At 45.5% G+C, this 22369-nt stretch carries 15 protein-coding genes and 1 pseudogene; 9 read left to right on the top strand and 7 right to left on the bottom strand.

Annotation, left to right across the window (positions count from 1 at the left end; genetic code table 11):
- The first annotated feature begins 12 nt into the window (after positions 1-12).
- On the top strand, positions 13-858 hold the full coding sequence (locus tag PMPD1_RS03110) for a BtpA/SgcQ family protein (RefSeq protein ID WP_173632663.1): 846 nt from the start codon (positions 13-15) through the stop codon (positions 856-858).
- Complete coding sequence (locus tag PMPD1_RS03105; RefSeq protein WP_173632662.1) at positions 858-1502, top strand: TenA family protein; 645 nt, start codon at positions 858-860, stop codon at positions 1500-1502. The genes PMPD1_RS03110 and PMPD1_RS03105 overlap by 1 nt, the downstream gene beginning before the upstream one ends.
- 185 nt (positions 1503-1687) lie before the next feature.
- Here PMPD1_RS03105 and PMPD1_RS03100 read toward each other — a convergent pair whose 3' ends face one another.
- The 4 genes from PMPD1_RS03100 to PMPD1_RS03085 all read right to left on the bottom strand — a co-directional run bounded on the left by PMPD1_RS03100 (position 1688) and on the right by PMPD1_RS03085 (position 4855).
- Positions 1688-2110 (bottom strand): hypothetical protein, encoded by a 423-nt coding sequence (locus PMPD1_RS03100; protein ID WP_354292753.1) that lies wholly within the window; start codon positions 2108-2110, stop codon positions 1688-1690.
- 300 nt (positions 2111-2410) lie between these two features.
- Entirely contained in the window at positions 2411-3532 is a 1122-nt protein-coding gene (locus tag PMPD1_RS03095; RefSeq protein ID WP_173632661.1) for a ribosomal protein uL16 3-hydroxylase, read from the bottom strand.
- 370 nt (positions 3533-3902) lie between these two features.
- A complete protein-coding gene (locus PMPD1_RS03090; protein ID WP_173632660.1) occupies positions 3903-4277 on the bottom strand; it encodes a putative T6SS immunity periplasmic lipoprotein in 375 nt (124 codons plus the stop codon).
- Between the two features lie 20 nt (positions 4278-4297).
- Positions 4298-4855, bottom strand: coding sequence for a type IV secretion protein Rhs (locus tag PMPD1_RS03085; protein WP_173632659.1), 558 nt, complete (start codon positions 4853-4855; stop codon positions 4298-4300).
- A gap of 475 nt (positions 4856-5330) precedes the next feature.
- Between PMPD1_RS03085 and cui the strand changes: the two genes are divergently transcribed.
- On the top strand, positions 5331-5864 hold the full coding sequence (gene cui, locus PMPD1_RS03080) for a colicin immunity protein Cui (RefSeq protein ID WP_173632658.1): 534 nt from the start codon (positions 5331-5333) through the stop codon (positions 5862-5864).
- A gap of 17 nt (positions 5865-5881) precedes the next feature.
- Here cui and PMPD1_RS03075 read toward each other — a convergent pair whose 3' ends face one another.
- On the bottom strand, positions 5882-6763 hold the full coding sequence (locus PMPD1_RS03075; protein ID WP_354292751.1) for a colicin-like pore-forming protein: 882 nt from the start codon (positions 6761-6763) through the stop codon (positions 5882-5884).
- 148 nt (positions 6764-6911) lie between these two features.
- Positions 6912-7046 (bottom strand): hypothetical protein, encoded by a 135-nt coding sequence (locus PMPD1_RS22655; protein WP_354292749.1) that lies wholly within the window; start codon positions 7044-7046, stop codon positions 6912-6914.
- Positions 7047-7515: 469 nt separating this feature from the next.
- Between PMPD1_RS22655 and PMPD1_RS03070 the strand changes: the two genes are divergently transcribed.
- Genes PMPD1_RS03070 through PMPD1_RS03045 form a run of 6 tightly spaced genes read left to right on the top strand, consistent with a single transcriptional unit; the run spans position 7516 to position 18444 of the window.
- On the top strand, positions 7516-9978 hold the full coding sequence (locus tag PMPD1_RS03070) for a type I restriction-modification system subunit M (protein WP_173632657.1): 2463 nt from the start codon (positions 7516-7518) through the stop codon (positions 9976-9978).
- Positions 9975-11192, top strand: a complete 1218-nt coding sequence (locus tag PMPD1_RS03065) for a restriction endonuclease subunit S (protein WP_173632656.1) — start codon at positions 9975-9977, stop codon at positions 11190-11192. Before PMPD1_RS03070 ends, PMPD1_RS03065 begins: the two co-directional genes overlap by 4 nt.
- On the top strand, positions 11189-12622 hold the full coding sequence (locus PMPD1_RS03060) for a DUF262 domain-containing protein (protein ID WP_173632655.1): 1434 nt from the start codon (positions 11189-11191) through the stop codon (positions 12620-12622). Before PMPD1_RS03065 ends, PMPD1_RS03060 begins: the two co-directional genes overlap by 4 nt.
- Positions 12615-14639, top strand: a complete 2025-nt coding sequence (locus PMPD1_RS03055; protein WP_173632654.1) for a DUF262 domain-containing protein — start codon at positions 12615-12617, stop codon at positions 14637-14639. The genes PMPD1_RS03060 and PMPD1_RS03055 overlap by 8 nt, the downstream gene beginning before the upstream one ends.
- Positions 14636-17731: a type I restriction endonuclease subunit R gene (locus tag PMPD1_RS03050; RefSeq protein WP_173632653.1), complete on the top strand. Its 3096-nt coding sequence runs from the start codon at positions 14636-14638 to the stop codon at positions 17729-17731. Before PMPD1_RS03055 ends, PMPD1_RS03050 begins: the two co-directional genes overlap by 4 nt.
- Positions 17731-18444 (top strand): M48 family metallopeptidase, encoded by a 714-nt coding sequence (locus PMPD1_RS03045; protein ID WP_173632652.1) that lies wholly within the window; start codon positions 17731-17733, stop codon positions 18442-18444. Before PMPD1_RS03050 ends, PMPD1_RS03045 begins: the two co-directional genes overlap by 1 nt.
- Positions 18445-20053: 1609 nt before the next feature.
- Here PMPD1_RS03045 and PMPD1_RS22840 read toward each other — a convergent pair.
- Positions 20054-22318: pseudogene (locus PMPD1_RS22840) on the bottom strand (type I restriction-modification system subunit M); the annotation flags it as partial.
- Positions 22319-22369: the final 51 nt, after the last annotated feature.

Below are 22369 nucleotides of genomic sequence, written 5' to 3'. Positions count from 1 at the left end.
AGGATGAAGAAGATGGGTTCTATCTCAGCAGAAAAAACCGACGCAATACAAGCTATTTTTTCACGCAAGAAAGCTGTCATTGGTGTAGTACATTGCGATCCCTTCCCCGGCACACCAAAATATAGCGGCAAGGCAGTAAATAAAATTATCGAGCGGGCGCTACGCGATGCAGAGAATTATATTAACGGTGGCGTACATGGTTTAATTATTGAAAACCACGGCGATATTCCGTTCTCTAAACCGGAAGATATTGGCCCGGAGACCTCCGCGCTAATGGCGGTGATTACGGAAAAAGTTCGTGAGCGTTTTGGCGTACCGTTAGGGATTAACGTACTGGCTAACGCCGCGATCCCGGCCTTTGCTACCGCGCTGGCGGGCGGCGCGGATTTTGTGCGGGTTAATCAATGGGCTAACGCCTATATCGCCAATGAGGGCTTTATTGAAGGCGCGGCGGCAAAAGCATTGCGCTACCGCAGCCAGCTTCGCGCAGAGCATATTCGCGTATTCGCCGATAGCCACGTGAAACACGGCAGCCACGCCATCGTCGCCGACCGCTCGATTCAGGAGCTGACGCGCGATGTCGATTTCTTCGAAGCGGACGCGGTGATTGCTACCGGCCAGCGTACCGGCGACAGCGCCACCTTGAGTGAGATTGATGAAATTGGCGCCGCAACCCGTTTGCCGCTGCTGGTTGGCTCCGGCGTAACGCCGGATAATGTCTGCCAGATCCTTGAGCGCACCCAGGGCGTGATCGTCGCCAGCACGCTAAAAGTGGATGGCGTGTGGTGGAACGACGTTGATTTGGCACGGGTAAAACACTTTATGTCTGTTGCGCAGTCAGCCTTAGAGGAGGCGTAATGGAAGGGTTTAGCGATCGTTTGCTGCGCGAACACCACGCCGCGTGGGAGGCCATGCAGCAGCACCGTTTTGTGGTCGATATTGAGCATGACCGGCTGCCGGAGACGGTCTTTAACCGCTATCTGGTATTTGAAGGCAATTTTGTTGCCACCGCGATTGCCATCTTTGCGCTGGCGGTCAGTAAAGCGCCGGGTATCCGCCAGCAACGTTGGCTGATTGGCGTATTAAATGCGCTGGTAGATACGCAAATCGCCTGGTTTGAACAGGTGCTGGCGCAGCGTGCGGTCAATCCCGCCGATTATCCGGATTCCCTGCCCGGCGTACTGCGCTTTCGCGACGGCATGCTAAATGTCGCGCAGCAAGGCAGCTATGAAGAGATCATCACCCTGATGTTTGGCGCCGAGTGGATGTATTACCACTGGTGCTTGCGCGTTAGCGCGCAGCCGCAGCAAGATGCCGATGTGCGCCGTTGGGTGGAGATGCATGCCGAGGATGAGTTTTTCCAGCAGGCAAGCTGGCTGAAAGCGGAATTGGATAGCTGTGCGCAGCGGTTAAATGAGGAACAGCGGCAGGCGTTGTCAGTGTTGTACGGTAAAGTATTGCAGTGGGAGATTGATTTTCATAGCGCGGCGTATAGGGATTAGGCCAGCCTGGCTTTTCACAAAGATACCTTTAAAAATTAATACATATCTCGCGCCTGAAAAGCGAGCGAGTTAAGGCCCATAAGTGGACTGCACCCCAAAAGTTGGGTCCCCAACTCACTAAGGTGCAGTTTTTTATAAGCAGTCTCTCTCATCTACACGACCAGACGCGCTCATTCAGAATGGGGCTAGCGATTAGTAACCTTGGTCAGAACTGCTTGTCCGCTAACTCGATTAAAAGAGAGATAAAATAGGTTACCGTTAGGTGAGGTCGATTTTGACCAAACCTCGTTCTCACCAAGCCTGCGTGGTTCTTTACTGTAGCCCAGGCTTTGCAGGTAATCCCTTAATCGGCTGACATCGGCGACATTTTTAAAAATAATCGCGTTCGATGGCGCATAACCATCTCCCGGTTGGGATTCAAAATAGTAATCAGAAGATATGCGTGGTGCCTGATTAATATCTCTATCAGTCAACACAAAATAGTTGAACAAGTCTTTTTCAGTATAGGTCGTCTTTTCATTAATATCGGAAGCAATAAACCGAACGACTAACCAGCAAAGGATCGCGACGACGAGCATAGAGAGGAAGGCCCACTTTAAAACTTTCACTATTTCTTCCCCCCTAAATTCCAGCGAGGTTCCGTTATTCGCGCTAATTTTGACAATACCAGAAGTTGTGTCGCTCCACGGACGCAACCATGTCATAAAATGAGGCAAATTAGCCTTGTAAGGCTGATGTCTTACACAGGGATCGGGAAAATTTGTCAGCCGATCGCGCCGCCGGAAATCCCCTCGGCTATCTGGTTGCTATACCGTAAGCGAGAGCGTATCCCCTCAATTAAAAAGATGATTGCCACCGCGCGACGGGTGGCAGCAGGAGGCTCTGGCGAGTAGCGTTTAGCGACGGATTTACTCGGCAAAATACCAGTAACCCTGATTAATCAGCCCGGTCAGCTCAGCCACGAAAGCCGGGTTTTGCAACGCATCGCCCAATTGCTCTTTACCCAGCTCGGTATAACGACACAGCGCGTCCGCCGCATGGCTATCCACCATTGTCAGACGCTCGCTATTGATAAAGAAGCGCTCGCCAACCTGCAAAACGCGCAAGCCGCTCAGGCGCACCAGCGTTTCGCCGCCCTGCAACGCCTCAAGCACCTCATCCGGCTGCCAGGCTGGCTCCACAGCAGCAATATCCAGCTCATGACGCGGCGTGGTAGCAAAACGACCAAACCATTGCTTAAACGCCTCCGGCTGATTGATAACCGCCATCATCATGGCGCGTAGGCGATCCAACTCATACTCCTCGACCCGCCCCGGATGCGCCCGACAGGTTAAATCCGGATCGCTGTAGTGCTCGCCGCCCAGATCGTTTTCCAGCGCATAATCCGCAAAGCTGCTGATCAAATCGCGACCGTTTGGCCCGCGAAAACCCACCGAGTAATTCAACGCGGTTTGATGCGTAAAACCATCGTGCGGAAAGCCCGGCGGAATATACAAAATATCGCCCGGCTCTAAATCCTCATCAATGATGGGCGTAAACGGATCAACATGCAGCAAAGCCGGATGCGGGCAGAACTGACGCATCGGCAACTTGTCGCCCACCCGCCAACGGCGGCTGCCCATGCCCTGAATGATAAAGACATCATACTGATCGATATGTGGCCCAACGCCGCCGCCCGGCACCGAGAAAGAGATCATCAGATCGTCTAACCGCCAATCCGGCAATACGCGAAACGGGCGCACCAACTCGGCGGAAGGCATATGCCAGTGGTTCACCGCCTGCGCCAGTAACGACCAGCCAGTTTCACCCAAGCCATCGAAATGCTCAAATGGCCCGTGGCTGGCCTGCCATTCGCCATTGAAATGGCTCACTAAACGGCTATCAACCTCCGGTTCCATCGCCAAACCGGCCAGCTCATCTGGCGTGATCGGATCAATAAAGTTCGGGAAGGCATTTTTTAATACTACAGGTTGTTTTTGCCAGTATTTCTCTAAAAACGCCGGCCAATCCAGATTCAGTTGATACGCCATAAATCACACCAGTGAGAAGACAAACGGGCCTGATTATAGAGCGGCGGATGGCGGCGGCGCTTTGTCGTGGGTCAAGGAGAGAGGGGGGGAATGAGCATGACTGGGGCCTGCCAGGTGAACAGAAACGGAGCGCTGGCATCACAGAGAGAGCCAAGTCACAAGGTTGCTACGACGGCACATGCGACCTTCCAGACCCTGTGAGGCTGCCATGCCTGGCTTATGCTGTTTACAGGACTTCTTACTAATTGCTGGTGGTTTTATCATATGAGCAACCTCTGATTAAGAGCATACTCACTTCGTCGTGTGCTCATCATTGACAGGTAAGATCAACATCAGCCTACTGCCACCCTACAATGACGTTTGGTCGTAACTATTTTTCAGCAGGAGAGCTAACCTGCTGCAGACCGCGGCTATTTATAGAAAACTCAGCAAAGAAATACTTCGCTTCGTCAAGGTTATTCTTTTCAACGGTATAGTAGACAACATAATCATGGCCAGGCTTGAAATCATAGCCAAATGTCGGTAGGCACTGCCCGGAAGCCACACTAATTGGATCATTTAATAACTTGCGTAAATTGTTGTTCTTCCCATCAGAGATCTGAACAGATGCAACCTGCTCGCCTGGCTGAGTAGAGACAATAATACATAGGTGATTATTTCTCATTGTAACATTAGCGGGCTGTTTTGGTGGAACTCTGTCCCCTGGCCCCGGACAGCCGGAGAGTAAACATGTCAGTATGATCATACTACATATTCTATGAATTCTCATACTTTACCTGTCACTATTTTCCTATAAAGGCGCGGAATATCTCTCAACGAGCAATTACCTCTATATTTCCCGATGCGCACAGGATTTTGATGGTATTTCCACTCATCGATACCATAAACCAACAGTAGCCAGTAATCCGCAATGATTGATGCCTGCTGTTCTAAAGAGTAGTCAGTCAATTTTTCTTTCTCCAGGTCATAGGTATAGTTAGCCATCCAGCTAAAAGCACCTCTTAATCTGACCCATTGTCCTGTTTGATACTGCCAGACGTGACCTAATTCATGGATGAATACCCATTTATCGATTACATCTATACTCACTAATGAAAAATCCGGCTTATAAAGTTTTTTTCTAAACCAAATTTCACCGTTTGGCGTCATAGCATAATCAGGGTGTTGCAAACCGAAAGGGAGATAACTATCGCAGTGAATCCAGACACGGTTATAGGCAATTGCGTTACCGAAGACACGCTTTGCCATCGTAATTTCACCCAATGTAATCAGGCGTAGTAAACTCCCCTCTTCAATGACTTTCTTCCGTGATCCTGTAAGCATATAACAATTCCTTTTGTCCTTTTCGCGCATCATAACGCTCAGTTGCTGAACAATCCAATATTAATACGATAAAAACGTGATAAATATATCAATAAATTCTTTTAATCACGCCATTTGAATTTCACAGTAGCAATACCTCTGTCTTATTAGATTAATTTGCTTGCTGATAAGCGATCATGATTTAATTGTTCGAGTAAAGTGAAACACTAAAAACTTAGCGTAATTAGAAAACCGAAGAGAGGTAATTTATTATTTTCTAAAATACATCTACGGATGTTCTTTACTTCCTAAGGATATACTCTAGATTATCTATAAAAAAATCATCAACATATCAATAAGATATGTTTCCTTTACGTTCAGTAGTTATCAATCCGTGTGAGAGTCGCTTAACATACACTATGTTTCCGTTTTCAAACAGGGTATGCCAGGTTAATATGCGAAGGCTCATCCGTTCAAAAAAAGTGAGGGAAACACGATGAAAAAGTACCATTATATGGATGAAGGAAACAGAACCGCTAAAAAGATGCTGTTTATTCTGGCAATTGCACTGATCCCTTTTCTGATTATTTTTGGAATCTACCTGAACGACCCGGCGTCTCCGATTCTTTATGCCATATCAGACCGTACCGGCAACCTTCCGGCAGTAGTGTCAGCGAAAAATTTATTACTCAGTAAGGTGATGGACGTTTATACAAAATCCGCACCGGTGATTGCGTGTTTATTTGTTTTAACCGCATTCCGCGCAATGCCGGTTAAAAAGGATACGCCAACGGCAAAAATGATACAGGGGCTCATTTTTTACTACATATTTTATGCTATTAATGTTTATCTGTTTTTGTTCTGTAATCATGAAATTTCAACATCAGGAAGGCTACTTCGTCTTATGTCAGCCAATGACTGTACTTTAACCTTCTTTTACCTTAGCTTATACTCAATAATTTATGTTTTTACAATTATGTTTTTTTGGTTTTCGATTGGCACTTATAAGGTATTAAAGGAGAGAGGATAATATCCTCTCCTTTTTTATTAATATACGTTTCGAATTAATTGATGGTTTATTTTATCCACTAATTTTTCGTCAATGTATGATGCCATCCAGCTAATACTTAATATCCCGAGAATCATGATAGCAGTTGCCGGGAAAGTGCCAGCGACTGTAAATAAAGAAACCATACTGCTAAACAGCGCCAGCGCCACACCCGCTACTATACCGCTGACCACCCAAGACTCAACCTCTAGCAGTAACGGTCCCCAGTTACCGGTTTCGTATCCTTCAATGCTTTTTTGGCGCACTTTCTCTACTTTTATTACCACATCGGCAACCTTAAATGCCTTGCTGAGATTACCGAGTTTGTTCGCCATGTCAGCGGCATTGATATGCTTCCATGCATTAACTATCGCCTGCCGATCATTTCGGTTGATTTTCATTTCAGGATTTTGAGTGACCTTATTTAGGGATTTCATTGCTTCATTGAAGCTACGGATTCTTTTCCCTTGAAAGTTTTTTATATCGCTCGCGATCTCATTCGCTATAAACTTATATTTTTGGCCGAGATACGCACCGACTTTTTCTCCCATATCAGCAACTAACGTGCTGGCTTTATTCAGCGCATCTTTCCCATTGGACGCTTTTTCCTCGGCTTGTTTCTGACGCACCAAGTTAATCATGGCAATTTCAGTTTCTGATCTCCAGATGGCATCCCGAGCCTTACTGATCCTCCGGCCAGATTGTTTACTGTTTGCCAAATACGCATTATCAGCGATAACCTTTTTTAGTTCAGCTATACGCGCATTGCTAATATTTCCTTGATATAAAGAAGGTAGGCTGCATCGGTCATTAAGGTTATTTCTGTCACTATTTCCTTTGGGATCAAGCAGACTTTTCGGTACCGGGCCAAGATCTACCACTGCTGGCGATACGCTATCTCCGACCCCTACTCTGGCAAGCCGGGCCCCCCCCTGATACGATCATCCTCGATAAAATACATACTGAAATCCGCAGGATTGATGCGTGCCGCGCGAGCCAATGCGTCTCCGGCCTTCCTGAGCGCATCCGTTATACTCCCTCCCTGGTTACCTGACGCCCCATCGCGGCCATTGCCGCCGCCATTTCCTTTACCGTCACCGCCACCCCAGGAACACCGCGTCCGGCATCACCTGTTACATTCATTGTTCCTTGATCGCTACTCATGTCACACTCCTTAAGTCCTTTTACTGTATTTAAATACAGTAAAATAACGCTACCCTGTTTAAAAACATGTGTCAATATAGACACATAAAGTAAATGGGTATTTTAGAAAGAAGTAACACGGATTAGTGGTGTAGAGCAGGTAAGCTGAGACAGAATATTGTCCGCTATTTCTCAATAAAAATACCCTTCTCATTGATATAGGAACACTTTATCCGTATCTTCCACTACAGACTACATGTAGTGCTGCCCCTTCCAAGTAGCTCTTTACCATAATCTCCCTACTTCACGCGTAAGTGAAACTTACCTTTTTATCTACCGCAATATCTTAATTTGATGTACAGACGTCCATGGTCGAAGCCCCACCAACTTGATAAACTCTCTCGTAAATTCTTACGGGGCAGAAACTATTTGGACGATTGTGTCGTCACCTCTTTGCCGCGTTACATGCATTGCTTTCACCGGACACCATATGGCTATCAAGAAGAACGAACTTTACTCCTCCCTTTGGGCGAGCTGCGACGAGTTGCGTGGCGGAATGGATGCTTCACAGTACAAAGACTATGTGTTGACCCTACTGTTTATGAAGTACGTCTCTGACAAAGCTAAGGGCAACCCTTACGCGATGATTGAAGTGCCGGAAGGTGCAAGTTTCGACGATATGGTTGCCCTCAAGGGCAACAAAGAAATTGGCGAGAAAATTAACATAACCATCAGATTACTCGCTGAAGCTAACGACCTGAAAGGTGTTATAGACATCGCTGACTTCAATGATGAGGACAAGCTGGGTAAAGGCAAGGAGATGATCGACCGCCTTTCCAAGCTGGTGGCGATATTTGAAGGGTTGGATCTCTCTGCCAACCGCGTTGAAGGAGACGATCTATTGGGCGATGCCTACGAATATTTGATGCGTCATTTTGCTACAGAGTCAGGTAAATCCAAGGGGCAATTTTACACCCCAGCAGAGGTGTCACGCATTCTGGCGAAAGTGATTGGCATTAGCAAACAGACACCACAGGACGCTATCGTTTATGACCCTACCTGTGGTTCAGGCTCACTGTTGTTGAAAGCCAGTGACGAAGCAGGTTCCAAGGGGCTAACCATTTATGGCCAAGAGATGGATTATGCAACCAGCGCACTAGCACGCATGAACATGATCCTTCATGACAACGCTACCGCTAAAATCTGGAAAGGTAACACCCTGGCAGATCCACACTGGAAAGATGGCAACGATAATCTGAGAACCTTCGACTTTGCTGTAGCCAACCCCCCTTTTTCCAACAAAAACTGGACGAGCGGACTGGATGCTGCGAACGATCCTTTTGACCGTTTTGTCTGGGGTATCCCGCCAGAAAAGAATGGCGATTATGCTTTCCTGTTGCACATTATCAAAAGCCTTAAGAGCACCGGCAAAGGTGCTGTGATCTTACCTCACGGCGTTCTGTTCCGGGGCAATGCCGAAGCGCGTATTCGTGAAAATCTGCTCAAGCAGGGTTATATCAAAGGCATCATTGGCCTGCCCGCTAACTTATTCTACGGCACGGGCATCCCGGCATGCATCATCGTCGTCGATAAAGAAGGCGCACCAGCCAGAGCGTTCAATGCTAATGGCGAGAGTCAACAAGGCATCTTCATGATCGATGCCAGTAAGGGCTTTATTAAGGACGGCAATAAAAATCGCCTACGCGCCCAGGACATCCATAAGATTGTCGATGCATTTAATCGTGAACAGGAAATTCCCCGCTTCAGTCGCATGGTACCGCTGTCAGAAATCGCGGCCAACGACTTCAACCTCAATATCCCTCGCTATATCGACAGCAGCGATCCGGAAGATCTACATGACCTTTCTGGCCATTTGGCTGGTGGCATTCCCGATCGCGACATTGATGCTCTCAGTGCTTATTGGAAAATTTTCCCAACTTTACGTCAGGATCTGTTCGAACCTGCCCGGCCTGGATACAGCAATGCTCGAGTCGAAGCAAGTGAAGTAAAGACCACTATCCTGGCACACCCGGAATTTGCCGCTTTCAGAGCTGGAGCACTGATCCCCTTCGAAAAGTGGTTTGCAGGTTGTCAGCTTGAAGAAATTGCTCGTGGTGACTCCCCGAAACAGCTAATTGAAGAAATTGGCGAGCGACTGCTCGCTGCTTATGCTTCAGAAGCCACGACAGATACTCCTCTGCTCGAGAACTATGCAATCTATCAGTTACTAATGGACTACTGGATGGATGTGATGCAGGACGACGTTTATGTCCTTAGTCAGGATGGCTGGCAGGCAGGAAAAGTATTACGTGAGCTGGTTGCGGAAAAAGGTGAAAAACTCAAAGAAACGCCGGATCTGGTCATTGGTAAGACGAAGTATAAGGCTGAACTGTTGCCGCCTGCCCTTTTAGTGGCTCGCTATTTTGCTACCGAGCAACAACAGCTTGAGCAACTGCAGATGGCTTATGACGAAGCAGTGCAAGCACTGGAAAGTTTCCTTGAAGAAAACAGCGGTGAAAATGGGCTACTTGCTGATGCGATGAACGACAAAGAAAAAGTAACAACTGCTAGTGTTAAGGCTCGCCTTAAAGTCGCAACTGATAAAGAAGAAAAGGCAGCCCTGAAAACCGCTCAGATATTGTTTGATACCGAAACCCGAGCAAAAAAAGCGCATAAAGATGCGCAAGAAAAAATGGATTTTAAGGTGTTTAGTTATTATCCAAAACTAAATGATAACGACATTAAAATTCTGCTTGTACGCGATAAATGGCAGGCTAGTCTTGCTGGTGCTTTAGAAACGGAGATTGAGCATGTCACGCAGCGATTGGCAAATCGTATAAAAGAACTGGAGGAGAGGTATAGCTCAGCTTTGCCGGATCTTACGCAAAACGTTTCTGCGCTGGAGTCAAAAGTTGCTGCTCATCTGAAAGCGATGGGGCTGGAGTGGGAATGATGAGTAAAGTAGTAAAAATGCAGGATAGAAAGACCATTCCAACTGGTTATAAGCAGACCGAGGTCGGTATTATTCCTGAAGATTGGGGGGTTGATTCAATAGGTCATTTGTTATCAATCACAACCGGAAAGAAAAATACACAAGATAAGGTGGATGATGGTACATATCCATTTTTCGTCCGCTCTCAGACTATAGAAAAAATAAATTCTTACTCATTTGATGGGGAGGGAGTTTTAACTGCAGGTGATGGAGTCGGAACAGGTAAAATATTTCACTATTTAAAGGGAAAGTTTGATTTCCATCAGCGCGTCTATTTAATGTACAATTTTAAAGAAACACTTGACGGCTACTTCTTTTATATAATTTTTAGCAATTACTTTTACGACAGAATAATGTCGATGACTGCAAAATCATCAGTAGACTCTGTCCGTAGAGAAATGATTGCTGATATGAAAATAACATTACCACCCAAGAATGAACAAACGGCTATCGCCCTTGTAATCTCCGATACCGATGCTCTGATAAATGCACTTGAACGATTACTCGAAAAAAAACAAGCTATCAAAACTGCTACAATGCAGCAACTGCTAACTGGTCGTATTCGCTTAACACAATTTGCTAAACATCCTGATGGAACTATCAAAGGATATAAATTTAGTGATCTAGGGCATATCCCGGAGGATTGGGAAGAGCGCGAAATAGGTCAGTTTGCCCCATTGCAAAGAGGTTTTGATTTACCGGCCAGTAAAAGAAGTGAAGGATTATATCCAGTAGTATATTCAAACGGCATAGTTAACACTCATAATCATTTCCAAGTTAAAGGTCCAGGTGTGGTTACAGGTAGATCCGGGACGTTGGGCAAAGTTCACCACATAGAGTGCGATTTTTGGCCTCATAATACATCGCTTTGGGTTACAAAATTCATTAAATCAGACTCAAAGTTTGTCTACTATATTTTTAAATATATCGGTTTTGAACGCTTTGCAAGTGGTTCCGGGGTACCAACCTTAAATCGAAATGATGCCCATAGTTTTAAAGTGGCTATTCCCTCGTCATTAAAAGAACAAACCGCCATAGCCACCGTCCTCTCAGATATGGACGCTGAACTCGTTACATTAGAAAAAAAACTAGCCAAGGTCCGCGATATAAAACAAGGAATGATGCAACAGCTGCTGACCGGACGCATCCGTTTATCATTGGATCACCAGCCATGAAACATACCCTTGATAAGACAGTTCTGTCGGTCAAGGGTCTATTAAGCCTGACTGACGTAACCATTCCAGCCTATCAGCGTCCTTATAAATGGACGGTGAAAAATATCAGCGAACTGTTTGCGGATATTGATAGCCATCTTGATAAATCGGCTTACCGGTTGGGCTCAGTAGTGTTTCATCACACTGAGAGCGATGAAGAAAACATGCTCGATATCGTCGATGGCCAGCAACGAACGTTGACATTAATACTATCTATATGGGCCATTATCGAAACCCGACTTGCTAAATTGGAACGTCAGGATTTGCAAGAAGCGCTAACCCAGCTAAAGCCCTCCGTTGAAGGTTTTATGGGACGGCAACGCTTTGCCAGTCAGATATCGGAATACAATCTGTACCAGAATTATCAGGAGCTAAAACGTAGGGTTAGCCATCGAGAATTCAGCGAGCAACATATTGATTTTCTCCTCAACCGCTGCCAGTTGGTGGTCTTTGTGCTGACTGACCTGTCTGAAGCCTTTCAGTTCTTCGACTCACAAAATGCCCGAGGGCGGGATCTGGATCCACACGATCTGCTTAAAGCCTTCCATCTACGTGAATTCGCCAGCCATGAGGTAGAACTGAAAGCTGCTTCCGTTGCCCATTGGGAAGGATTACCCAGCGATGACCTGGCTAATCTTTTCGCAGCCTATCTCTACAGAGTACGTCAGTGGTCGCAGGGAAATTCAGCTCGTTTCTTTGGTAAGGATGAAGTCGGTCTATTCAAAGGGATCAACCTTGATCAGATTGGTCAGTACCCTTATGTGGAATCTTTGCGCATAGCTCACCATTTTGTAGATGACTATAACAATCAGTATCAGCGCAAGATTGATGGCCAGAAAATGCGTTTCCCTTTCCATCTGGATCAAATGGTTATCAATGGAAGACGTTTTTTCGAAATGGCAGAACACTACCAGCAACAGGTATCGGCAATTATCTCCAGTGAGCATGCCAGCACTCATACTCAAAAGCCGTTAATGATTCAGGGCATAGTCCTTGGTGAAATGGCAACTAAGATACTAAGAACGTTAAATAGCTATCGAAATCGCTATCGAACAGGGGATCAATATATACGCACTATGTTTGATTGTGCTCTGATCTTTTATATCGACAAATTTGGTGGGCAGTCGTTATCTGCAGCGATTGAAAAAAGCTTTATCTGGGCCTACAGATGCCGAATCCGACAGCAGGTGGTACAGCTAGCAACTATGGATAAGTACGTGCTGGAAAATAATCTGTTCCGGGTAATCAAAGAAGCCAGAGTACCTGGTGATGTGCTATCTATACCATTACTCACAATTCGGGCTTCAGAAAATAATAATAACCGCCGTACCGGTAACCATGAGCAAGACGAGCTGGTGAGGCTGTTCAAGGAGATGAACTACTATGAGTGATGCAAAGGTAACATCCTTTACTGTCAGATCATTGCTGGGTGATGTATCTCGTTATCTTATCCCCATGTACCAGCGTAACTATGCCTGGGGAGAAGGTGAGATCACTCAACTTGTGCAGGACATACTCGACTACCAGCAAAAAAGCCTGCATAGCCTATACCCTCAAACTTACTACATCGGTACGTTAGTCGTATTCACTCGTCCTGATGGGGACGCAGAGATAATCGACGGGCAGCAACGTTTCACTACCCTATCCCTTCTTGCTAACTGGTTAAAAAAACATGCGGGATCCACGCTGGATATGAGCTGGTACCAAGGGATTAACTTAGGGTTTGAGAGCAGACCTAAGTCTGGCGAAACCTTTGCTCGGCTCTGGCAAGGCGTCGAACCACATAAACTGCGGAGCAAGGAATTTAATGAAGGGCTGATCAAAGGCTACGAACTTATTGGCAAGGTTCTACGCGACTTGAAATTAGTTGGTGAGTCATTAACTCATTTTTGTACCTATCTGCTAGACCATGTACAAATTGCCCGAATAGAAGTGCCTGCTGATACCGACCTCAATCATTTTTTTGAGGTGATGAACAACCGAGGCGAGCAACTTGAAAAACATGAAGTGGTGAAAGCGCGACTGATGGCTGTGCTAAACGAGATAACGGACCAGCAAGCTCGGCAGAGCAGCCTGAACACCCTCTCACGAGTTTGGGATGCTTGCTCCAACATGGAACGTTATGTCCAGTACGGTTTTACACCAGCCGAACGTCATCAATTATTTGGGCAGGAAAATTGGGGGCAATTTGTGCCTGCTGATTTTAATTCTCTAGCTGGCATGCTTATCCCATCGACTTCGGAGCTTGGCACAAGAGAAAACCAAACAAACCGCACACTGGCTGACATTATCAAATCATCTTCAACCTTAAGTGGTGATAGAGGTGAAGAAGATGAAGGTAGCTCAGAGCGTTTTAATAGTGTTATCAATTTCTCCAATTTCCTGCTACATGTGTTGCGTGTCTGTAGCCAAACTGAAAAGGACAGAGTGGATGTTCCGCTAGATGACAAACAATTAATCGACCAGTTCGAACTTCGACTGTTAAAGCAGAATGACCCGGTTAAAGCGGTACAGGATTTCGTCTTTGCACTTCTCAAATGCAAATACCTTTTTGATCAGTTCGTGATAAAACGAGAGTTCGCGAAAGGTAGCGATAGCTGGAGTTTGAAGCGCCTGCGTTGGTATTCGGAAAAGAGCAGCAGCTATACCAATACGTTTAATGAAGATGATGGTAGCTATGTAGACATCAACCGACAGATTCTGATGCTGCTTTCCGCATTCCACGTTTCAACCCCTACTCTGGTTTATAAACACTGGTTGAATGCGGCTTTGTACTATCTGTTTAATGCCCATTCCGCTGAAAACCAGATAGATGCAAGGAAGTACCTCGGTTATCTGGAGCATCTCGCCTCCGCGTTTGTCTTTCAAAACTTCCTGGCAGAACAAGAACCAAAATCATATTTTGAGATTATCTACGGTAAAGAAGCACCTCTCCATCCTGTGGAACTGTCGGACAAGACTCAGAAGAAAATGCGCTTTGGTATGATAGCAAACAACTTGGTATTCAATTACCTGGACTACTTACTGTGGTGTCGTGACAGAAATAAAGCTGAGGTAGTGAAACGTTTTGAATTTACCTTCCGAAGTTCATTAGAGCATTTCTACCCTCAGCACCCCATGGATGGCTTTAGGACATTACCAGATACATCGTTGCATTCCTTCGGCAACCTTAGCCTGATTAGCCACAGCAAGAATTCGCGACTTAGTAATTTCCAGCCAAAACAAAAGCAAGAGTACTTCGAAGCGAGCCTTGAACGTAATGAAATTGATAGTCTGAAACTGCTCGCCATGATGGAGCTGATGAAGAAGAACAATCAGTGGGGGGAAGAAGAAATCGCCACTCACGAAGCGGAAATGCTGGCAGTGTTAACCAGTGGTAGTGATAGCGTATTTAGGGAGGTGTTATGAACAGTGTTGGTCAACGTGAACGCATGACACAAAAACGTGTTATCCAGTTATTCACCGATCATCTCGGTTATCACTATCTTGGTAACTGGCACAAAAGAGAAGACAACCGGAACATCGAACCAAGCTTAGTTTCTGCCTGGCTAACAAAGCGCGGCGTTTCAGAAGTCCTAATCGCCCGAGCATTACGGCAACTGGATCGAGCCGCAAGCCTCGGTGAAGGCCGTATCCTCTATGATGCAAACAAAGAGGTGTATCGCCTGCTACGCTACGGAGTGAAGGATAAAGAAGGTGCTGGTGAGCAGAATCAAACCGTGTGGTTGGTGGACTGGAAAAATCCAGAAGCCAATGATTTTGCGATAGCTGAAGAAGTGACCTACAACGGTGAAAATAAAAAGCGCCCGGATTTGGTGCTGTATGTTAATGGTATTGCGCTTGGTGTCATTGAGCTAAAACGTTCTACAGTGTCAGTTTCAGAGGGCATCCGCCAAAACCTCGATAATCAGCAAAAAGCCTTCATCCGCAACTTCTTCACTACCATCCAACTGGTGATGGCCGGTAATGATTTAGAAGGGCTTCGCTATGGTGTAATCGAAACGCCGGAGAAATATTACCTTCAATGGAAAGAAGCCGCGGAATCACCTCACGCCTACATGCTTGATCGTCACCTGGCTCAGATATGTAATAAACAGCGCCTGCTGGAATTGATCCACGACTTTATCGTTTTCGATGCTGGAGTGAAAAAAACCTGCCGTCATAACCAATATTTTGGCGTCACTGCAACAAAACCGTTTATTCAACGCAATGAAGGCGGGATTATCTGGCATACCCAGGGCAGCGGTAAAAGCCTGACAATGGTTTGGCTGGCAAAGTGGATCAGAGAAAATATTACCGATAGCCGAGTTTTAATCATTACCGACCGTACAGAACTTGATGAACAGATCGAGAAAGTGTTTAACGGTGTGGAAGAAGAGATCCTTCGCACTCGGAGCGGTGCGGACCTGGTGACTCGCCTGAATCAAACCAAGCCCTGGCTTATATGCTCGTTAGTGCATAAGTTTGGTCGTCAGGAGGAGGATGACAAAGACGCTGACACGGACGATTTTATCGAACAAATAAAACGAAATATCCCTGCCGATTTTAGCCCTAAGGGAAAATTATTCGTGTTTGTGGATGAGTGCCACCGAACCCAATCCGGCAAATTGCATGCGGCAATGACAAGCATTTTGCCAGATGCACAATTTATCGGTTTCACCGGTACCCCGCTGATGAAGAAAGATAAAAAGAAGTCAGTGGAGGTCTTCGGGCCTTATATCCACACTTATAAATTTGATGAAGCAGTCAATGATGGGGTTGTACTGGACCTGCGCTACGAAGCTCGTGACATTGATCAGCGGGTCAAATCTCAGAAAAAAGTCGACCAGTGGTTTGATGCTAAGACATCTAAACTTGCTCGCCTTGGCCAACAGCAACTCAAGCAGAAATGGGCTTCGATGCAGAAGCTGTTGTCGAGCCGCACGCGGCTGGAACAGATTGTGGCTGACATCCTTCTCGATTTTGAACAAAAACCACGGCTCGCCGACGGCCGAGGTAACGCCATGCTGGTCTGTTCCAGCGTCTATCAGGCCTGCAAATGCTATGAGATGTTTAGTGACGCAGGTTTTGCCGGTAAATGTGCGATTGTGACGAGCTACCAGCCAAATGCCAGTGAGATTAAAGGCGAAGAGAGCGGTGAAGGACTGACTGAGAAACTAGCCAAGTACAACATCTACCGCAAAATGCTTGCGGAATATTTTGAACAACCTGAGGCTGAAGCAGCCAAACGTGTTAGTGATTTCGAAAAAGAGGTCAAACAACGCTTCATCAAAGAACCGGGCCAGATGCGCCTTCTAATAGTCGTTGATAAGTTATTGACTGGCTTTGATGCCCCGTCAGCCACTTACCTCTATATCGACAAGAAAATGGCCGACCACAACCTTTTCCAGGCGATATGTCGCGTTAACCGGTTGGATGGTGAGGATAAAGAATACGGCTATATTGTCGACTATAAAGACCTTTTCCGCTCATTGGAAAAAACCGTTCAGGACTACACCGCAGAAGCCTTTGACGGCTACGACAAAGAAGATGTAGCCGGGTTACTGAAAGATCGTTTGCAACAAGCCAAAATCGATCTTGATGGTGCTCTGGATGCCGTTCGCACCCTTTGCGAACCAGTAAAAATGCCACGCAATCAACTTGATTATCAGCATTATTTTTGTGGGGAATCAGGGGCGTCGATAGAGCAGTTATCTGAGAAAGAAGCTTTACGTCTAACATTGTATCAATCCGTGGCGAAGCTTATCCGTGCTTTTACCAATCTGGCAGGTGAGCTAACAGATGCTGGTTATAGCGAGCAGCAGGCAAATCAAATCCGCATTGATGTTGAGTTTTATACAAAAGTCCGCGACGAAATAAAAATAGCCAGTGGCGATTTCGTGGACATGAAGCAGTTCGAGCCAGGTATGCGGCAGATGCTGGATCTTTGGGTAGATGCCGATCCTAGTGAAACCCTTATGGATTTTGAGGAACTAGGGCTGCTTGAGTTGATTATTGAACGCGGAGAAGAAGCACTGGATGGACTTCCAGCCGACATGCGTGGCAACCAGGAGGCGATGGCTGAAGCGATTGAAAATAACGTTCGCAGAACCATTGTTGATGAAAACCCAGTAAACCCGAAATACTACGAAAAAATGTCGGTGTTGCTTGATGAACTGATCGCACTTCGTCGTCAACAAGCGATCTCCTATCAGGAGTATCTGGAGCACGTACGTGAACTGGCGAAGCAGGTTAAACATCCGCAGTCAGGTAGTAAAAGTACTTATCCAGCAAGTATTGATACCCTCGCCAAGAAAGCGTTGTTTGACAACCTCGGGCAGGATGAAGTCTTGGTGACAAAGATAGATGCTGCAGTCCGTCATACCAAAAAGGCCGACTGGTATGGGGATCGTTTTAAAGAACGCGAGATTAGTTTCGCTATCGCGGAAGAGATCAAAGGTTATTCTGTGACGGTCGCCGATGTAATGGCCCTAGTGAAGGCACAGAAGGAGTATCGCTGATGCCATTGGTTACCTTTGGTGAGCTCACTCTCGATTTGCAGCGTAAGCCAATCAAAAACTTGCACATCAGTGTACTGCCTCCGGATGGCCGAGTAAGAGTATCAGCTCCCGTCTCTCTGTCAGACACAGCTATCAGGATGGCTGTTGTCAGAAGGCTAGTATGGATCCGACAGCAGCAAGCACAATTTCAGGCTCAGCCGCGCCAGAGTGAACGAGAAATGTGTAGTGGCGAAACACACTACCTTTGGGGAAGAGGATATCGGCTGGATGTAGTTTTAGTGGATAAGCCCGCTGAAGTGAAATTACAGGGTGGCTGGATACGAATGAAAGTACCCCCACATTATGATACGGCCCAGCGGGAAGCAGTTCTCAACCAGTGGTATCGCGGTATTTTAAAACAAAGGCTGCCTAAGTTAATGGCAAAATGGCAGCAAGAAGTAAAGGCTGAAGCCAGTTTTGTTGGCATCAAGCGAATGAAGACTAAATGGGGTAGCTGTAACCCCCAAACCGCACGTATCTGGATCAATCTCGAACTGGTGAAAAAACCTCCCGAATGCCTTGAATTCATTGTGGTTCACGAGCTAGTTCATCTACACGAACGCAAGCACAATGAGCGTTTTACCGCTCTGATTAACATGCACTTACCAAATTGGCGCGAACACAGAGCTAAGTTGAATAAAATGCCCTTGGCTTATAATTATTGGGTATATTAATGCAGATCCATCTGCGGAAAGTCTGCACTAGTTCGAATTTGTTAAAAAATTGAATACGCATTAACTTATAAAATTAACACTTCAAAAGTCTGTTTTGTCTTTTATTTATGAGCATCATCACCAACATTTCGAATGAGAGCTTACACTAAATATTGAGGAGGTGCTTTTTATTATCAATAAGTCATCTCTTTTGTAACAAGTGGAGTCTATTTTTCAGAAGCACAAGCCACTTGAAATAAAATATATTAATAGTTTTAGATTCGGGCGACTCGACATTTATATCAACATAGGCCTATTAAATATCGGCCATATAAATCGATATTGAGATTACTCACTCTAAGTTATCTATAATTGTGTTTTGTTCGAGGAGAGTGTACGTTGTAACATTAGGGTAAGGACAAACAAAGCGGAGTTTATCTTCTTGTAAATCACTGTAGAAGTAAAAAGCCATTATATCACTTTCCGGTAAAATCTCTCTCATCACCATCAAAGGAAACATTTTTGTCACAGCTATGTTTTCATTAACTGTCAAATCACTATGTGCAAGATACAACTCGCCGGAAATCATAGGTTCAGAAGTCTTGAATTGTGCAGTTCTACTTGGATTAAGCCCTAACCCCTTAAGCACTTCCACCTCGTTCAAAAATCCAATGCCATCAAATTTTGCTTGTATTGGTTTAATAAGCGTAGTCGTTTCGAAAAATTCTCGATGTTCAAGTTGCATAGCCTGATTTAAACGTTGAACAGTTTCTTTTGCCTTAGTTACAGCCGCGGCTGAGGGTAATCCTCTATGTGAGATATCATTTCGCAGGTCTGTAGCTTCATGAAGAATATTAATTACCTCATCACAACATACTAAATTTTCTATACCGAGACTAGGATCTATTTTCTTTTTATACTCGCTAAGTCTATTGTAGCCAAAACCCATCGTAATACTTGACAACTCTTTTTTTCTTTTGTAGAAGGTTCCTTTTGATGGTTTGCTTTGTCCAAAAATGAATGAAACTAAATATATTCCAAGGTATTCAAAGAACTTAATGAAGGCCTCGCACCTTTCTCTTTCATTAAACTTAGATTCAGCAAGTTCCCAAAGTATTGCTAAAGGTGTGGGCAACATAGAGGAAAATTCCTGCTCATATCTACTAGCGACACTCAAATAAGGTAACAATTGTTCTCGTGAAGATTGAAAATTAGAAAAAACTGAGTTTTTAAGTAAGTTTACCCGTGTCAATACAGCTTCACACTCGCTTTGAAAATCTATTAATTTCGACTGATTTGCTATTGGCGGAAGTGAGAATCGAGTATTCAACCACGCTGATATATATATGTGTCTTGACACCCCTGAATTAGACATGAAATTACTATCAAGCCAATCCCTACCTTCCTCTTGCTGTAAGAAAAGATTGTAAAACTCAGGAAGGAGTGTTTCGTGAAGAAAATCAAAACGAGTAGGGTTAAGCATCTTTCTTTTTTCACTTAAGCTAGAGAATTCTATAATTTTCCCTGTAAATGATTCTAGAACATAAAGCCCATTATCACTTAGCCTCACAATTTCTTTAAAACGGATTGGAGATCCTTGAAGTAATTTATCCCTAGAATAATCCCTTTGAAAATAGGATTTAAAGTTGATGCGATAACCAACTATACCTACATCGCCATCTTTATCATCTCGTTTACTGGCGTTAATCCACGCATCAGAACTATACGGTAGAACTTCAGATTTAAAATAGTTTTCTATCAAACTGCTAGTGGCAATAGCTGAATTTAAGGGCACGTTTTCGCTATCACGCAGATCTTCGTCTGGTTCAAATAATACTACACAGCCTCGATATTCAAATGCGCCATACAACGGTTGGGCAATCTCTTTTAATTCCTCTTTTACCACGGGTTCTGCCGCATGATTTTTACTGGTAATAGCGGAGATAAACTGTTTTTTTTCTCTCGCATTCAATTTAACGCCTAAGGTTCCAATCGCATCATTAAGAATTAGCTGGAACTCATTAAAGTCATTACTTACCAGCTCTTTGCCGCCCGCTTTAGCACCCAACGCTAACTGAATTTGCTGTGCTTTATGCATCAATTCGCGTTGTGCTAGCCACATTCTACTGTCCAGTAGATCTTTAATATGCTTCTCTTTTAGATCAGTAAAATCAGACTTAATAATAGCGCGAGCTTCAACTTCGATATCGGCAAAGTTACCATAGCTATCATCTTGCCATTGTGCAGCAAACTCATCGTACAGGCGTTTCATCGGTGCGTTAAGCGGTTTGGTCGCAAAGCGCAGGGTGGTAATAGCCTCATCGGTTACCTGTGCCGACAGGCGCAGAGGACGCTCGATAGTCAGGCGGCGGTAGCCAAAATCGGTGTTGCTCAGGATTTTGCTGGCAAAGGTTTTTGGCGCTTCGGTTTTAACGGTGATAGGCTGGCGGTCACGGTTTGATTTTTTCTCCGGCGCTTTCTCAAGGCCCAACTCTTTAAGAGAAGTTGCATCCACCACTTCAAATTCACCAAAGATGCGAGTGATAAGTTTGATATCGTCTTCGCTCATCAGGTTACGCTTAGAACCTAAAGACTTACGCATTTTGCCGCACAGGTTAGTGCCATCAATCAACTGAACCTTGCCCTGGCGCTCAGTTACTTTTTTGTTCGACAGAATCCAGACGTAAGTCGCGATGCCGGTGTTGTAGAACATATCCGTTGGCAGCGCGACGATGCCTTCCAGCAAATCGGCTTCCAGAATATAACGGCGAATTTCACTCTCACCGCTTCCAGCACCGCCGGTAAACAGCGGCGAGCCGTTAAGGATAATGCCAATACGCCCGCCGTTGCTCACCGAGCTATCGACTATATCACTATCGCGCATTTTGCTAATCAGATGCAGCAGAAACAGCAGCGAGCCATCAGACACGCGCGGAAGGCCGGGGCCAAAGCGACCGTTAAAGCCTTTCTGCTGGTGCTCGTCGTTAATTTCCCCTTCAATCTTCTTCCAGTCCATACCGAACGGCGGGTTAGACAGCATGTAGTCGAACCGGTCCTGTGGCAGTTGATCGTTAGAAAGTGTGTCGCCCAACTTGATTCGGCTCATGTCCATGCCTTTAATCAGCATATCAGCCTTACAAATGGCGTAAGACTCGGGGTTCAGCTCCTGGCCAAAAGCACGTATCACCGCGTTCGGGTTCAGCTCGTGCACATATTCCATGCCGGAAGAGAGGAAGCCGCCCGTACCCACCGTCGGGTCATAAATCGTGCGGATGATGCCGTTTTTAGATAGCACCTCATCATCTTCCTTAAACACCAGCGAGGTGGTTAAGCGCACAATATCGCGTGGAGTAAAGTGTTCACCGGCGGTCTCGTTTGAACTCTCCGCAAAGCGGCGGATCAGCTCTTCAAACACCAGGCCCATCTCATGGTTGGAGATGGCTTTCGGGCTCAGGTCAGTAGTGGCGAATTTCTTAACGATTTTAAATAGCAGGTTTGCATCATCCAGCAGGCCAACAAGTTCGCTGAATTTCAAATACTCAAAGATTTCACGCGCATCCTTTGAGAAACACTGAACGTAGTTCTCCAGGTTTTCTTTAATGTCCTTTTGCCCCATCTTGCTGAGATCCATCGGCGAGGTATTAAAGAATGACAGGCCATTGGTAGCCCTTAACAGAAACTTCTCACGCCCTTCTTCCGGCAACGGGCTGGCCTTCAGCTTATCCGCTTCCGCAACCACAGCCTCTTTGGTAGGAGCTAATATGCATTCAAGTCGACGTAACAGCGTAAAAGGCAGAATCACGCGCCCGTACTGAGGCAGCTTAAAGTCACCACGAAGCAGATCAGCGATCGACCAGATAAAGGCAGCCGTTTGAAAGAAGTTAGTATTGGACATGAAAACCCTCGAAAGTATCTTAGCCATGATGCAAATATGCCTTGGCATAAC

Source organism: Paramixta manurensis (genome assembly GCF_013285385.1).
Taxonomy (GTDB): Bacteria; Pseudomonadota; Gammaproteobacteria; order Enterobacterales; family Enterobacteriaceae; genus Paramixta; species Paramixta manurensis.
The sequence above is the reverse complement of the archived record's forward strand: the minus strand, read 5'-3'. Positions and strand labels throughout refer to the sequence as shown.

Excerpts from the sequence above, each read along its gene's own strand:
- PMPD1_RS03110 (WP_173632663.1), top strand. The coding sequence starts at position 13 with ATGGGTTCTATCTCAGCAGAAAAAACCGACGCAATACAAGCTATTTTT.
- PMPD1_RS03105 (WP_173632662.1), top strand. The coding sequence starts at position 858 with ATGGAAGGGTTTAGCGATCGTTTGCTGCGCGAACACCACGCCGCGTGG.
- PMPD1_RS03095 (WP_173632661.1), bottom strand. The coding sequence starts at position 3,532 with ATGGCGTATCAACTGAATCTGGATTGGCCGGCGTTTTTAGAGAAATAC.
- PMPD1_RS03090 (WP_173632660.1), bottom strand. The coding sequence starts at position 4,277 with ATGATCATACTGACATGTTTACTCTCCGGCTGTCCGGGGCCAGGGGAC.
- PMPD1_RS03085 (WP_173632659.1), bottom strand. The coding sequence starts at position 4,855 with ATGCTTACAGGATCACGGAAGAAAGTCATTGAAGAGGGGAGTTTACTA.
- cui (WP_173632658.1), top strand. The coding sequence starts at position 5,331 with ATGAAAAAGTACCATTATATGGATGAAGGAAACAGAACCGCTAAAAAG.
- PMPD1_RS22655 (WP_354292749.1), bottom strand. The coding sequence starts at position 7,046 with ATGAGTAGCGATCAAGGAACAATGAATGTAACAGGTGATGCCGGACGC.
- PMPD1_RS03070 (WP_173632657.1), top strand. The coding sequence starts at position 7,516 with ATGGCTATCAAGAAGAACGAACTTTACTCCTCCCTTTGGGCGAGCTGC.
- PMPD1_RS03065 (WP_173632656.1), top strand. The coding sequence starts at position 9,975 with ATGATGAGTAAAGTAGTAAAAATGCAGGATAGAAAGACCATTCCAACT.
- PMPD1_RS03060 (WP_173632655.1), top strand. The coding sequence starts at position 11,189 with ATGAAACATACCCTTGATAAGACAGTTCTGTCGGTCAAGGGTCTATTA.
- PMPD1_RS03055 (WP_173632654.1), top strand. The coding sequence starts at position 12,615 with ATGAGTGATGCAAAGGTAACATCCTTTACTGTCAGATCATTGCTGGGT.
- PMPD1_RS03050 (WP_173632653.1), top strand. The coding sequence starts at position 14,636 with ATGAACAGTGTTGGTCAACGTGAACGCATGACACAAAAACGTGTTATC.
- PMPD1_RS03045 (WP_173632652.1), top strand. The coding sequence starts at position 17,731 with ATGCCATTGGTTACCTTTGGTGAGCTCACTCTCGATTTGCAGCGTAAG.